At 71.4% G+C, this 14,047-nt stretch carries 12 protein-coding genes; 3 read left to right on the forward strand and 9 right to left on the reverse strand.

What is annotated here, in order from left to right; all coding sequences use genetic code 11:
- Window positions 1-2: 2 nt before the first annotated feature.
- Window positions 3-923, reverse strand: coding sequence for an aldose 1-epimerase family protein (locus tag QNO14_RS00570; RefSeq protein WP_257506948.1), 921 nt, complete (start codon window positions 921-923; stop codon window positions 3-5).
- 241 nt (window positions 924-1,164) lie between these two features.
- Between QNO14_RS00570 and QNO14_RS00575 the strand changes: the two genes are divergently transcribed.
- Window positions 1,165-3,354, forward strand: coding sequence for a DEAD/DEAH box helicase (locus QNO14_RS00575; RefSeq protein WP_257506947.1), 2,190 nt, complete (start codon window positions 1,165-1,167; stop codon window positions 3,352-3,354).
- 329 nt (window positions 3,355-3,683) lie between these two features.
- Here the strand turns inward: QNO14_RS00575 and QNO14_RS00580 are convergent, their stop codons facing one another.
- Window positions 3,684-4,736, reverse strand: coding sequence for an Rv2578c family radical SAM protein (locus tag QNO14_RS00580; RefSeq protein WP_257506946.1), 1,053 nt, complete (start codon window positions 4,734-4,736; stop codon window positions 3,684-3,686).
- A 116-nt stretch (window positions 4,737-4,852) separates the two neighbouring features.
- On the opposite strand from QNO14_RS00580, the gene QNO14_RS00585 reads away from it, so the two are divergent.
- Window positions 4,853-5,902 (forward strand): M15 family metallopeptidase, encoded by a 1,050-nt coding sequence (locus QNO14_RS00585; RefSeq protein WP_257506945.1) that lies wholly within the window; start codon window positions 4,853-4,855, stop codon window positions 5,900-5,902.
- An 87-nt stretch (window positions 5,903-5,989) separates the two neighbouring features.
- Here the strand turns inward: QNO14_RS00585 and QNO14_RS00590 are convergent, their stop codons facing one another.
- Entirely contained in the window at window positions 5,990-6,265 is a 276-nt protein-coding gene (locus QNO14_RS00590; RefSeq protein ID WP_257495322.1) for a hypothetical protein, read from the reverse strand.
- A 167-nt stretch (window positions 6,266-6,432) separates the two neighbouring features.
- Window positions 6,433-7,587 carry an alkene reductase gene (locus QNO14_RS00595; protein WP_257506944.1) on the reverse strand — a complete coding sequence of 385 codons (1,155 nt, stop codon included), beginning with the start codon at window positions 7,585-7,587 and terminating at the stop codon, window positions 6,433-6,435.
- A gap of 263 nt (window positions 7,588-7,850) precedes the next feature.
- On the opposite strand from QNO14_RS00595, the gene QNO14_RS00600 reads away from it, so the two are divergent.
- Entirely contained in the window at window positions 7,851-9,014 is a 1,164-nt protein-coding gene (locus QNO14_RS00600; protein ID WP_257506943.1) for an acyl-CoA dehydrogenase family protein, read from the forward strand.
- A gap of 184 nt (window positions 9,015-9,198) precedes the next feature.
- On the opposite strand, the gene QNO14_RS00605 is transcribed toward QNO14_RS00600, so the two are convergent.
- The 5 genes from QNO14_RS00605 to QNO14_RS00625 all read right to left on the reverse strand — a co-directional run bounded on the left by QNO14_RS00605 (window position 9,199) and on the right by QNO14_RS00625 (window position 13,867).
- On the reverse strand, window positions 9,199-10,011 hold the full coding sequence (locus tag QNO14_RS00605) for an energy-coupling factor transporter transmembrane component T (RefSeq protein ID WP_257506942.1): 813 nt from the start codon (window positions 10,009-10,011) through the stop codon (window positions 9,199-9,201).
- The gene (locus tag QNO14_RS00610; RefSeq protein ID WP_374114017.1) at window positions 10,008-11,795 is read right to left on the reverse strand and encodes an ABC transporter ATP-binding protein; all 1,788 of its coding nucleotides are present in this window, start codon (window positions 11,793-11,795) and stop codon (window positions 10,008-10,010) included. The genes QNO14_RS00605 and QNO14_RS00610 overlap by 4 nt, the downstream gene beginning before the upstream one ends.
- 69 nt (window positions 11,796-11,864) lie before the next feature.
- Window positions 11,865-12,416, reverse strand: a complete 552-nt coding sequence (locus QNO14_RS00615) for an ECF transporter S component (protein WP_257495326.1) — start codon at window positions 12,414-12,416, stop codon at window positions 11,865-11,867.
- A 114-nt stretch (window positions 12,417-12,530) separates the two neighbouring features.
- Window positions 12,531-13,523, reverse strand: coding sequence for a pirin family protein (locus QNO14_RS00620; protein ID WP_257506941.1), 993 nt, complete (start codon window positions 13,521-13,523; stop codon window positions 12,531-12,533).
- Entirely contained in the window at window positions 13,520-13,867 is a 348-nt protein-coding gene (locus QNO14_RS00625) for a GNAT family N-acetyltransferase (RefSeq protein ID WP_257495328.1), read from the reverse strand. The genes QNO14_RS00620 and QNO14_RS00625 overlap by 4 nt, the downstream gene beginning before the upstream one ends.
- Between the last annotated feature and the right edge of the window lie 180 nt (window positions 13,868-14,047).

Here is a 14,047-nt window from a genome sequence, read left to right on the forward strand (position 1 = left end):
CCTCAGGGGGTGCGGGCGACGACCCCCCAGTGCAGCAGCCACTCCTCACCGGGCTCGAGCAGCCGAATCCCGGTGCCCGAGTTGAAGGCGTCGGGCGGGGCGGTCATCGGCTCGATGGCGATCGCCACGTGCTGCCCGGGGAAGCGGTCGGTCGTGAAGACCTGCAGATAATCGAAGCCCGGACCCGCCCACAGGTCGACGCTGCGGCCATCGGCCGCGGTCAGGATCGCGTGCGCGGTGTCCGCGCCGTCGCGGCCGACGGTGCCGTAGGCGGTGTCGAGGTCGAGTTCGCCCACGGTGCGCGGCGTCCGAAGGTCGGTCGCGTCGTCCACGGGCACCTCGTCCACCGGAAGCTGCCGGTCGTCGAGCAGGAAGCGGGTCGCGGCATCCAGCTGCACCGTCAGCTCGCCCGTCGGGACACCGCCGATGCAGAAGTAGGGGTGGGCGCCCAGCGCCACCGGCGCGGTCACGTCGCCGAGATTCAGGATGCGGTGCGTCACGGCCAGTGCGCCGTCGGTCACGGCATACGTCACCTCCGTGGCCAGGTAGAACGGGTAGCCGGTCTGCGGGTACACGTCGGCCGACAGCGTGACGGTGTGCTCGCTGTACACCGCCGGCTGGTAGCCGACGAAGCGCAGCAGCCCGTGCGAGGCGTTGCCGGTCTTCGGTTCGGTGATCGCCAGCTGCCGCGTCACCCCCTCGTGCGTCCACGCGCCGTCGCGCACGCGGTTGGGCCAGGGCACCAGAACGATGCCCGCCGCCGCGGGAGTCGGCGAATGGTCGGGGTATCGAGGCACGTAGTCGACGCCGTCGACGGTGAAGGCCCGCAAAGCGCCGCCGACCTGCGAGATCTCCGCCGTCGTGGTGCCGTGCTGCACCGTGAACCGCCGGCCGGTCGGGTCGTAGGGGAAGTGCGTCGTCATGCCGCCATGGTAGGCCGCTGGGTACTTTCACAGGTGGCGCACATATACTCATTCGGTCGGCTTCGGACACTGCGCGTGGTGCGCGTGGATGGGTTTGTGAGTCCAAGGGGCCGATGGTGGGCGTCGATCGACGTGCATGACCACTATCGATAATGGCCCCGGCCGATGGATGTCCGGGTTATACCTGCGTGCCAGCGGGTGCTGTTCTCGTGTGAAAGAGAACCCAGAAGGACATTTCCCCATGCCCAAGAGCAAGAAGCCCGCAGGCGGCCGTCCGGCCAAGAACTTCGAGCCCCGCTACGGCGCGAAGACCAGCTTCCAGGACCGCAAGCGCCGTCCCGGCGAGGCATCCACCGGCACCGCCGGTTCCAAGAGCCCCAGCCACCGCGGCTACCGCGCCCCCGAGCAGACCGCGGATGCCGCCCCCAAGCGCCGCTGGACCGCGCAGGAGAAGGTCGGCCGCGACGAGGCCCGCACGATCCGCACCCACGCACAGGGTGACGACCGCGGCGCCCGCCGGTTCGACGACCGTCCCCGCCGCGATGCCGCTGACCGTCCCGCGCGTTCCTTCGACGACCGCCCGGCGCGTTCGTTCGACGACCGTCCCCGCCGCGATGCCAGTGACCGTCCCGCGCGTTCGCACGACGACCGCCCGGCGCGTTCGTACGGTGACCGCCCGCAGCGTGATGACCGCCCGGCCCGTTCGTTCGGCGACCGTCCGGCGCGTTCGTTCGACGACCGTCCCCGCCGCGATGCCGGTGACCGTCCCGCCCGTTCGTTCGGTGACCGCCCGCAGCGCGATGACCGTCCGGCGCGTTCGTTCGGTGACCGCCCGGCTCGTGACGACCGTCCCGCCCGTTCGTTCAGCGACCGTCCGGCGCGTTCGTACGACGACCGTCCCCGCCGCGATGCCGGTGACCGTCCCGCCCGTTCGTTCGGTGACCGCCCGCAGCGCGATGACCGTCCGGCCCGTTCGTTCGGCGACCGTCCGGCTCGCTCGTACGACGACCGTCCCCGCCGCGACGCGAGTGACCGCCCGGCGCGTTCGTTCAGTGACCGTCCGGCCCGCTCGTTCAGCGACCGCCCTGCGCGTTCGTTCGACGACCGTCCCCGCCGCGACGACCGTGCCGAGCGCCCCGCGCGCTCGGACTGGAACGCCGAGTCCAAGACCAAGGCTCAGCAGGACCACGTCGACGTCGTGCACGAGCGCCTGCAGGCCGAGGCCGTGCAGGCCGTCGAGGTTGCAGATGTGAGCTTCTCGAGCCTGGGCTTGGGCGACAACATCGTCCGCGTGCTCAAGGACCTGGGCGCGCCGAGCCCCTTCCCGATCCAGGCGGCCACGATCGCTCCGATCCTCGAGGGCAAGGACGTGCTGGCCCGCGGCCGCACCGGCTCCGGCAAGACCATCGCCTTCGGCGCTCCCCTCGTGGAGTCGCTGCTGCGCTCGCAGGACGGCAAGCGTCGCGAGTTCGGCCGCAAGCCGAAGGCGCTCGTCCTCGCTCCGACGCGCGAGCTCGCGCTGCAGATCGACCGCACCATCCAGCCGATCGCGCGCAGCGTCGGCATCTTCACCACGCAGATCTACGGCGGTGTGCCCCAGGCGCGCCAGGTGGGTGCGCTGAAGAAGGGCGTCGACATCATCATCGGCACCCCGGGTCGCATCGAGGACCTCATCGCACAGGGCAAGCTCGACCTCTCCGAGGTGCAGATCGTCGTGCTCGACGAGGCCGACCACATGTCGGAGCTCGGGTTCCTCGAGCCCATGCAGCGGATCCTCCGCCTCGTGGCCGACGGTGCGCAGAAGCTGCTGTTCTCGGCCACGCTCGACCGCGAGGTCGCGGCACTGGTCGACGAGTTCCTCGTCGAGCCGGCCGTCTACGAGGTCGCCGGCGAGGACCAGGACTCCAGCACGATCAACCACCGCGTGCTCGTGATCGATCACCGCGACAAGGCTGAGATCCTGACGTCGCTCGTGGACCGCGAGGGCAAGACGCTCGTCTTCGCCCGCACCCGCGCCTACGCCGAGATGCTCGCCGAGCAGTTCGACGATCTCGGCATCCCCGCTGTCGCCCTGCACGGTGACCTGAATCAGGCCAAGCGCACGCGCAACCTGCAGCGTCTCACCGACGGACGCGTGAGCGTGCTCGTCGCGACCGACGTCGCTGCGCGCGGCATCCACGTGGACGACATCGACCTGGTGATCCAGGCCGACGCGCCCGACGAGTACAAGACGTACCTGCACCGCTCCGGCCGCACCGGCCGCGCGGGCCGTGCGGGCACCGTCGTCACCCTCATCCCGCGTCAGCGCCGTCGGCGCATGACCGAGATGCTGGACCGTGCCGAGATCGAGGCTCCCTTCGACGAGGTGCGCGTGGGCGACGACCTGCTCGAAGAGCTGTCCGGCCGCCAGCTGGCGGACGTCGTCGCGTAATCGACTGCAGGCGCCCCGGGACTTCCGTGTTCCGGGGCGCTTCGTCGTTTCCGGCGGTCTCTGGTCCCCGGCACAGGTGATCTCCCAGGGACAGGTCGTTTCGGCGGCTTGCGTCCTGTTGTGGTGATTCCTCCTGTTTCCGGGAGGGGGTGGATGCCGGCGGCCGACTGCGCCCGCGGCGGTGCGCGCCGGCACCCGCCCCGCACGCCACCTGCCCGGCACGCACCCGCCCCGCTCGCCACCTCCCCGGCACAGGAGATCTCCCGGGGACAGGCCGTTTCGGCGGCATTCGTCCTGCTGCGGGGATATGTCCTGTTCCGGGAGCGGCGTCAGAACAGCATCGGCGCCGCCGCAGCGGTGGCGCGACCGCGCGAGGTGGTCACCACCGGACCCGGCCGCGGTGTCAGGCGAGGCTCGTCGTCCTCCTCCGCGCCGTTCAGCCGGTGCAGCCGCAGCAGGGGGCGCACGCGCCGCGCGAGCCACGTGCGATACGCCTTCGGTGCCATGACCGATGCCCCCGGGTAGAGGCCGTGGTACGACGACACCAGCTCGGGGTGCTCGCGGGCGAGCCACTGCAGGAACCAGGGCTTCACGCCCGGCCGCAGGTGCATCGCGCCCCACACCACGCGGCCGGCGCCCGCCTGTGCGATGCGCCGCAGCGCGTCGTCGAGCACGGCGACCGAGTCGGTCAGGTGCGGCACGATCGGCATGAGGAACACCGTCACCCGGAAGCCCGCCGCGCGCGCCGCGCGCACCGTCTCCAGTCGCGCCTGGAACGAGGGCGCACCCGGCTCGATCGCTGCGCGCAGCGACTCGTCGGCCACCGCGATCGACATCGCCAGAGACACCGGAACGTGCTCTGCCGCCTCGCGAAGCAGCGGGAGGTCGCGGCGGATCAGCGTTCCCTTGGTCAGCACCGAGAAGGGGGTGCCCGACTCGGTCAGGGCGCCGATGATGCCGGGCATGAGCCCGTATCGGCCCTCGGCCCGCTGGTAGGGGTCGGTGTTGGTGCCGAGCGCCACGGTCTCCCGTCCCCACGATCCGCGCCGCACCTCGCGCGCGAGCACGTCGGCGACGTTGATCTTGACGACGATCTGCGAGTCGAAGTCGTTGCCGGCATCCAGGTCGAGGTACTCGTGCGTGCCGCGGGCGAAGCAGTACACGCACGCATGGCTGCAGCCCCGATACGGGTTGACGGTCCAGTCGAAGGGCATCGCGGAGACTGCGGGCACGCGGTTCAGCGCGCTCTTGCACTGCACTTCGTGAAAGGTCATCCCGGCGAACTCGGGGGTCGTCACCGACCGCACCAGGCCGTCGATGCGCTCCATCCCCGGGAGCGCGTCGGCATCCACGACTCCGAGTTCCTGCCCCTGCCACCGCATCGTTCCATGGGAACAGAACTTCGACACTATGTCAATGCGGGGGCGTTCTGGGATCGAACGCCGGCGCGCTGGCCGAGGTGCTCCCGCGCCGTGCCGCCGCGGGGGACAATGGACACGTGACGGATCCCGAACCGCCTGCATCCCGCCGCGCGCTGCGCACGGCGGGAGTCGGCGTGCCGTCGACGCGGCGAGGTGCCCGGCGTGCCGCGCGCCGGCGCAGAGCGCTCGTGCTCGGCGGGGCGGGCGCGTTGGTGCTGTGGGGCGGGATCGCCCTGACGTCTGCACTGACCGGCGCGGCCGGCGAAGCGGGCGGCGCCGCCGACGGGCCGCCCGTTCGAAGCGCCGCACCGGCCCCGTGGGCCACGGCTCTTCCGGTGCCGACGATGCTCGGCGCCGAGACGGCCACGCCCTCGGCCGACCCGCAGCCGCAGCCGGCGCCGGCCGACGGCATCTGCGCCGACGCTGCCGTGACGGGCGCCCTCGCATCGGGCGACGACGTCGCGGTGATCGCGGCCGCCGGGGGCGCGGTCGCCTTCCGGGAGGCGGTGGCGCGCGGAGCGGCGCCCTGCATCGACCTCGCCGACCCGGCGCGGATCTGGGTCCTCGTCAACAAGCTCCGCCCCTATGCCGTGCTCGACTATGCGCCGTCGTCCCTGGTGGCTGCCGGTTCCGTCCCCGGTGGCAACCAGGCGATCCTGCGGGCGGATGCCGCGGCGGCGCTGCAGAGCATGGCCGAGGCCGCTCGCGCCGCCGGGGCGGAGTTCGGTGTGCAGAGCGGCTACCGCTCCTTCGGCATGCAGCAGTCGATCTACGACGCGCACGTGGACCAGCGCGGCGTGGCGGCGACCGAGCTCGTCAGTGCCAGGCCCGGCCACAGTGAGCACCAGTCCGGGCTCGCCGCGGACGTCGTGTCGTGCGCCGACGGCTGCGGCGACCTCGACGATCTCGCCGGCACGGCCGCCGATCAGTGGATCCGCGCGCACGCCTGGGAGCACGGCTGGATCATCCGGTATGAGGAGGGGTACACCCACATCACCGGCTACGCCTACGAGCCGTGGCATCTGCGCTACGTGGGTGTCGACCTGGCGCGGGCGTACCACGACGGTGGGTTCCACTCGCTCGAGGAGTTCTTCGAGCTCGGCCCCGCCCCGGACTACGCCGACTAGGTCCGGCGGGCGATGACACACAGAGGGCCGCTTGCGAAGAAGCGGCCCTCTGTGCCGGCCCTCGGGCGGGGCCAGGTCGTCTGTTGGTCAGCGACGGTTGTTGCGGTCGTCGTCGTCGTAGAACTCGCGGCTGCCGGACTTGGCCAGGCCGCGGCTGATCATGTATCCGATGGTGAGCAGGGTGGCGTAGAGCCAGACCTGCTCGGCGCCGAATCCCTGGCCGTCTTCGTTGTTGTCCACGAGGGCAGAGGCGATGAACATGCCGACGAGGATCACGACGTAGGCGATGAACTCGGTCGTCTTGAAGGCGGCCTTCGTCTCGGTGGACAGGCGCGAAGTGCGGTTCTGGGTGGTGGTGCTCATGTAGTTCCTTGCTGTGACGTGAAAGTGGCGCTGTCTGCGCCAAGGAGCCACCCAAACAGAGCTTGCGAATCCCCCAACCCCCCTTGCCATTCGCCCATGCGTGAGCTAAACGCACGAGCGCCTTGGAGAGACCGGGGCGGGCCGGGTGTGGCCCGACCGATGGCGGCTCAGGCGCCGCTGGGGGTCAGCTCCGCCGCGGCCCGCTGCTCCTCCCACGTGGGGTAGTCGGTGTAGCCCTCTTCGCCGCCGCCGTAGCCGCGTCGCAGGTCGGTCTCGTTGATGGGCCAGTCGTGCTGCATCCGCTCGACCAGGTCGGGGTTGGACATGTAGGCGCGACCGAAGACGAACAGATCCGCCTTGCCGGCGTCGAGCGCGTTCTGGGCGAGCTCCTTCGTCAGGTCGCCGGAGGCGATCACCGTGCCGTTGTAGCGCTCCCGGATGAACTCGTAAGGGAAGCGGTGCCAGATCTCGCCGTCGACGATCTCGTCGTTCGGCTGGTTCGCGAGTGTCCGCAGGCTCTCGGGGGTCTGGAACGCGACGTAGGCGAGGTCGAGGTCGTTGAGTCGCTCCAGCAGGATCGAGTACGTCTCTTCGACCTCGTTCTCGGCGATGCCGTTGTACCGGATGTTCGGCGAGATCTTCACGCCGATGCGGTGGCTGGTGCCCCACGCGTCGATCAGGCGGCGAAGCACCTGGATCATGAACTCGGTGCGCTTCTCGGGGGTGCCGCCGAACTCGTCGGTGCGCTGGTTGCTCTCGTCCGAGAGGAACTGGTGAGGCAGGTAGCCGGAGGCGCCGTGCAGTTCGATGCCGTCGAAGCCGGCGGCCTTGGTGCGCACCGCCGCCTTGTAGTAGTCCGCGATGAGCTCCCAGGTCTCCGCCGTGGTCAGTGCGTGCAGGTCCGTCGTCATCTGGGAGTACCCGCTCTGGCGGGTGAAGATCATCGCGTCGGCAGGCACGGCGCTCGGCGCGACCATCTGCAGCCCGCCGTTGTTCACTTCGTGTCCGACGCGGCCGGTGTGCTCGGACTGGAGGAAGATCCGGCCGCCCTTCGCGTGCACTGCATCGGTCACGACGCGCCAGGCGTCCTCCTGCTCCTGCGTCGCGATGCCGGGGATGTCGAAGTATCCCTGCCCGCGTCGCTCCGGCCAGGTGCCCTCCGAGATGATGAGCCCCGCCGAGGCGCGCTGCGCGTAGTGCAGTGCCATCAGAGGGGTGGGAACGCCTTCGGGTGTCGCCTTGGCGCGGGTCATCGGACCCATGACGATTCGGTTGGGGAGCGTGAGGTCCTTGAGCTGGAACTCCTCGAACAGGGAGGACATGATTGCCTTTCGGTTGTGTGGTCAGACCACACGCTAGCAGGCGGGAGACGTCCGCGCACCAGTTCTTCTGGAATCGGACGCGCCCCGCCGCATGGCGGTACTCAGTGCCACTCGCAGCGGGATCCGATCTCACGAACGGCTACGCACAGGGCCCCCGACGGCCTAGACTCGGCTCGGCGGCGCCGCCATCCGAGCGCGCGGCCGCACCGAGACGGTGAGCAGCACGGCGGCCCTGCCGCCCACAAACCGAAGGGGGTTTGCGCATGGAGCGTGACATCTACGACGAGGACCACGAGGCTTTCCGCGAGGTCGTCCGCGAGTTCGTCAAGCGGTACGCGACGAACGAGAAGCGCGAGAAGTGGGATGCCGACGGCGAGATCGACCGCGAGACCATGCTCGCCGCGGGCGAGTCGGGCCTGATCGGTCTTTCGGTGCCGGAGGAGTTCGGCGGCGCCGGCATGCTGCGGGACTACCGCTTCCGCACGATCGTCAACGAAGAGGTCATCGGCGCCGGTGCCGGGTCGCTCGCGGGGGCCTTCGGCATCCAGGACGACCTCGCGGTCCCGTACATCGTGCACATGGGCACGCAGGCGCAGAAGGAGAAGTGGCTTCCCCGCATGGCCACGGGCGAGGTCCTCGGCGCGCTCGCGATGACCGAACCCGGCGCCGGCAGCGACCTGCGTGGCATCAAGACCACCGCCAAGAAGGTCGACGGCGGCTACATCGTCAACGGCGCGAAGACGTTCATCTCGTCGGGCAAGACCGCAGACATCGTCGTGACCTTCGTGAAGACCGGTGAGGGCACGCGCCCCGACGCCTTCAGCCTGCTGATCATCGAGAACGGCATGGCGGGCTTCGACCACGGCAAGAAGCTGAACAAGATGGGCTCGCACGGTCACGACACCGCCGAGCTGTCGTTCAGCGACGTGTTCGTGCCGGAGGAGAACCTCATCAGCGGCACCGAGGGCCAGGGCTTCGTCCAGCTGATGATGAACCTGCCGCTGGAGCGTCTCTCGATCGGCATCGCCGCGGCATCCGCCTCGCAGGCGGCGCTGGCGTGGACGGTGGAGTACACCAAGAGCCGCGAGGCGTTCGGTGAGCGCATCATCGACTTCCAGAACACCCGCTTCAAGCTCGCCGACGTCGCCACGACCGTCGACGTGATGTGGGCGTACCTCGACAAGGCGCTCATGGCCTACAAAGAGGGCAAGCTCACGGGCGAAGAGGCCGCGAAGGTGAAGTTCTGGACCACCGACCGCGAGTGGGAGATCCTCGACACCTGCGTGCAGCTGCACGGCGGGTACGGGTACATCACCGAGTACCCCATCGCCCGGGCCTTCCTCGACGCGCGCGTGCACCGCATCTACGGCGGCACGAACGAGATCATGCGCGACATCGTCAGCCGCAAGATCGCCGGCAAGCGCTGAGCTGACCGACCCGGATGCCGCGGTCCCGCTGGGGGTCGCGGCATCCGTCGTTCCCGGCGTCGCGCGCCCGCCCGCCCGCGCCGGCCCGGCCACGCCCGGCTCGCCGCCGCATCCGCCCGTCGAGACACCACGTTTCGGATGAGACACCACGCATTGCGTGGTTTCGCATCCGAGAAGTGGTTTCTCAGGCGCTCCAGGGCGCCAAGGCGACGAACAGCGCGGCCGTGAGGGCCCAGAACGCGACGACGAAGACGGTGTCGCGAGTGCGCCAGGGCACGAGGTGGCGTTCGGTGCGGTCGGGGTAGGCCCCGAAGGCGCGGGAGTCCATCGCCAGCGCCACCCGCTCGGCGTGGCGGATCGCCCCGGCCAACAGCGGCACCAGATACCCGGCCCCGCGGGCGATCGCGGCGAACGGTCCCCGCCCGCCGTGGGACCCGCGGACCCGGTGCGCCTGCCGGATGACGTCGAGCTCATACCGGAATCGCGGGACGAACCGGAAGGCGGCCAGTGCCGTGTACCCCACGCGGTAGGGCACCCGCAGCTGCTGCACGAGCGCGCGCACCAGGTCGGGACCGGTGGTGGTCATGCCCGCCATGAGCGCCAGTGCGACGATCGCGCCGAGGCGCAGCGCCGTGGCCATGCCGATCTGCAGGGCGCCCGAATAGAGCGTCCACCCGCCCACCCGCAGCACCGGGGCGGTTCCGGTGACCTGCGCGGCATCCACCCACACGCTCATCCCGAACCCCACCAGCAGCACGCCCAGCGGCACGGCGACCAGCAGCACCGCCGCGAGGCGCCCCGTCCAGCGCGAGCCGAGGATCACGACGACGTATGCCAGCGCGAGGAACACCAGCGGCGTGGTGAGGTCGCGCGCGAAGACGAGCGCGGCCATCGCCGGCAGGGGCGCTGCGAACTTCGCCAGCGGATTGAGTCCGTGGAGGAACCGCCCCGGCGCCGCCGGCCGGGCCTCGGCGTAGGGGTCGGCGACGGCGGTCACGCGTCGCCTCCGGGAAGGTCGGCCAGGCGGACGACCGAGAGCAACTGCGGATGCCGCGCCGCACCGCGCAGGGCTTCGCGCAGCGGTGGCAGGCGCAGCCCCGCCCGCGCCAGCAGGGCGTCGTCGGCGAAGACCTCGGCGGTCGCCGCGTCGGCCAGCACCCGGCCGTCGCCGAGCACCACCGTGCGGTCGGCGTACTCGGTGACCAGCTGCATGTCGTGGGTGACGACGATGATCGTGGTGCCCTGCCGATTGAGGTCGCGCAGCAGCGTCAGCAGCTCGTCGGCGCGGGCGCGGTCTTGGCCGAACGTGGGCTCGTCCAGCACCAGCACGGGCGCACCGGCGACGAGTGCCGTCCCTACCGACAGACGCCGCTTCTGCCCGCCCGACAGCAGGAACGGGTGCACGGCGGCCTTGTCCGCGAGACCGAAGCGGTGCAGCAGCTCGTCGGTGCGCGCGCGCACCTGCGGCTCGGGCAGCTTCTGCAGCCGCAGCCCATGGGCCAGCTCGTCGAACGCGGTGCCGGCGATGAACTGGTGCTCGGGGTTCTGGAACACGAACCCGATGCGGCGGTGGAGCGTGCGCGCGTCGGCGCGGCCGGGGTCGATGCCCCCGAGGTCGACCTGTCCGCGGGGCGGGCGCACGACGCCGGCCAGGGCCTGCACGAGCGTCGTCTTGCCCGCCCCGTTGGCGCCGACGACCGCGACGAACTCCCCGGCGCGCACCTCGAGGTGCACGTCGTGCAGCACCTCCCGCCGGCCGCGCGTCAGGGTGAGCCCCCGCGCCTGCACGACCGGCGCGGTGGTGCGGCGTGCGGGGAGGGATGCCGGTGCAGCGTCGTCCGCCGTGCCGGTCGCCGTGAGCGGGGGCGCCTCGGCCTGCAGCGCGTCGCGCAGCTCGCCCGGCGACAGCGGCAGCGGGTCGAGCACGTACCCCGCCCGCCGCAGGCGGAGTGCGGCGAGCGTCGCCGTCGGAAGCCACACGCCCATGTCGTGCAGCTCCGCGGCTCGCCCCCGCAGCACCTCCCCGACGGGACCGTCCATCACGGTGCGCCCCGCGGCGTCGAGCACGATCACGCGGTCGACGAGACCGATCGCGGCATCCAGGTTGTGCTCGATCAGGAGGATCGCCCTGTCGCCGGTCGCTGCGACGTCCGCAAGCGCCCGGTAGACCTCCTCGATGCCCTGCGGGTCCAGGTTGGCGGTGGGCTCGTCGAGCACGAGCAGCTCGGACTGCAGCGCCAGCGCGCACGCGATCGCCAGACGCTGGCGGCCGCCGCCGGAGAGGTGGTCGGGGTTCTCGGCGCGCCGCTCCCAGAGCCCCACGCGGCGCAGCGCCTCCTCGGCTCGGGCCAGCACCTCGGGCGCCGGAACCCGCAGGTTCTCGGGCCCGAAGGCGACTTCGTCCAGCAGCGTCCCCGTCACCAACTGGGCGTCGGGATCCTGGAACACCATCCCCACGCGGGCCGCGAGGTGGGCGACGGGGGTGGTCGCGGCATCCTGCCCCGCCACGCGCACGCTGCCGGTCACGGCCGCGGGCACCGCCTGCGGGATCAGCCCGTTGAGCGCCAGGGCGAGGGTCGACTTGCCGGATCCGCTGGGCCCGAGCAGCAGCACGACCTCGCCCGGGTCGATCGACAGGCTTGCCGCCGTGGGCGCCGACGCGGTGGCTCCTTCGTAGCGCACCCCCAGGTCCCGCACCCGCAGCAGCGGCGGCGCCTGGTCGGGCAGCGCCGCCGGGGCGGACGCGGCGGACTCGTCGCGGGGGGCGGAGGTCACAGGCATCCAGAGCGCAGGGGGACGGGGTTCCTCCCCAAGGTAGCCTGCCCTAACTTCGCTGCCAATCGCGTTCGCTCAGCGCGCGACGGCGCGGGCGACGCCGGCGTTGCGCAGGCCTCGGCCGACGGCGAGTCCGGCCGCCGTCCAGGCCACCGGTCCCAGCACCGAGACGGCGAGGTAGGTCACCTGCGCCCACGGCGCCAGCGAGCCGAGGTCGGCCACCATCGCCACGACGAACGCGATGATGGCGCCGAGGATGACCGCCGAGATGAAGAAGCGCCACGGCTGCCAGACCCGGTAGCGGGTGGCAGCGGCGACGAGCTCCTGGATGCCGCCGAAGAGCAGGGCCGTGCCGATGAACCGAAGTGCCCAGTGCGGCGCCATCGCCGCACCGACGAGCGCCGCCATGAGGTGTGCGAGCAGCGCCACCCAGGGCAGACGCAGCGCCTCCTGGGCGATGATGCCGGGCAGCACGTGCACGCCGAGGACGACGCCGTAGACGATGGGGACACTCGCGATCACCAGCGGCGTCAGCCAGCTGCCGACCGCGGCCATGATGCCGGTGGCGACGCCGATCGCCGCGCAGGTCAGCAGGACGCGCGTCGAAAGTCGGGATGCCGTGGACACCCGTCAAGGCTAGCCCGCGGCGCCTTCGTGACGGGCGGGAGGGCGACCGGAGAAAACCCGGAGATCCCTCAGCGTCCGCTCAGAGCGACCGGCTGCGGGCGTCGCCGCTGCGGGTCAGGTGCGCCGCCGTCTGCGGGTGAGGCGGACGGTCGGGAGGGGTGGGGCGGGCACGCGTTCCGAGCCGTGCCCGACGACCTGGCCGAACCGGTCGGAGTCGGCCTCCCACGCCTCGCGCGCATCGACGATCTCCTCGTGCGAGCGGCCGACGAAGTTCCACCACATGACGATGTCGCTCTCGAACGGCTCACCGCCCAAGAGGAAGAGCGTCACCGGCTCGTCGGCGGTGACCTCGGCGGCGGCGGCGCCCGTCGGGACATACAGCAGCTGCTGCGGCGCCACGTCGACGGCATCCTGCCCATCGAGGTGCACGCGCACCGCTCCGCTCACGCCCACCAGCCCGTGCTCCCATGCCCGCTCCAGGGGCAGGCGCACGCGGACACCGGCGTCCAGGCGCACCTCTGCGCCGACGATCGGGGTGTAGACGGATGCCGGTGAGGTGGTGCCGGCGAACGATCCCATGACGACCGTCGCCTCGGCACCGGCTCCGAGCGTCACAACCGGAAGCTCGTCGTGCTGCTCGAACGCGGGCGGGCCGTGTCGGCGCGACTCCGGCAGTGCCACCCACAGCTGCAGCGCGTCGAGGGGAACCGGGTCGTCACCGAGCGAGTACTCGGAATGGGCGATGCCGGCGCCGCTCGTCATGAGGTCGAGCGAGCCGCGTCGCACGATCACGTCGCTGCCCACCGTGTCACGGTGGCGCAACTCGCCCACGAGGGGCCACGTGACGGTCTGCAGTCCGATGTGCGGATGGGGCTCGACGCGCATCACGGTCGCCTGCGGGCCGAAGCGGTCGAGAAAGCACCAGGCCCCGACCGTGGGCAGCTCCCGCTGCGGCAGGGTGCGGTGCACCTGCATGGCGCGCAGGCCTCCGAGAGGCACCTCGCGCGCCCCGAGCAGCAGCACGCCGGAGGCAGCGCCCGTGGTCGGCGCGGCGGACGCGGACGCGGACGCGACGGCAGGGACAGCCTCGGCGTCCCAGGGGGTCATGAGTCGGCGGTGTCGGGGTCCGTGCGCCCGAGGTCGGTCACGAGCGGCCAGTGGACGGTGAGGCCCGGCACCTCGTTCTCCTTCAGGTAGGACACGACGAAGGGGCACAGCGGCTCGACCTCCTCGCCGCGGCCAGCGACATCCGTCATCGCCTCGGCGATGAGCGTGGTGGCAAGTCCCCGCCCGCGGAACGCCGGATCGATCTCGGTGTGGTCGAACCGCAGTCGGCCGTGCTCGTCAGGTTCATACCCGGCGAAGCCCGCCAGCACGTCGCCGACACGGATCTCGTAGCGGCTCTCGGCGTCGTCCCGCGTCACGGACGTGGGGGTGTCGATCTGGGCCATGGTGGCTCCTTCCGGTCACTGGTCCCAACGTAGGCCGGTGGGCGGATGTTCCGCGAGGTGCGCCGGTGAACCGTTCGTCGCGGGAACGCCGCCGTTCGTCGCGGATGCGGCGCCGTTCGTCGCGCGACCGCCCCCGTTCGTCGCGCAACGGCCGCCGTTCGTCGCGTTTCCGCCGCCGTT

Source organism: Microbacterium sp. zg-Y625 (assembly GCF_030246925.1).
Taxonomy (GTDB): Bacteria; Actinomycetota; Actinomycetes; order Actinomycetales; family Microbacteriaceae; genus Microbacterium; species Microbacterium jiangjiandongii.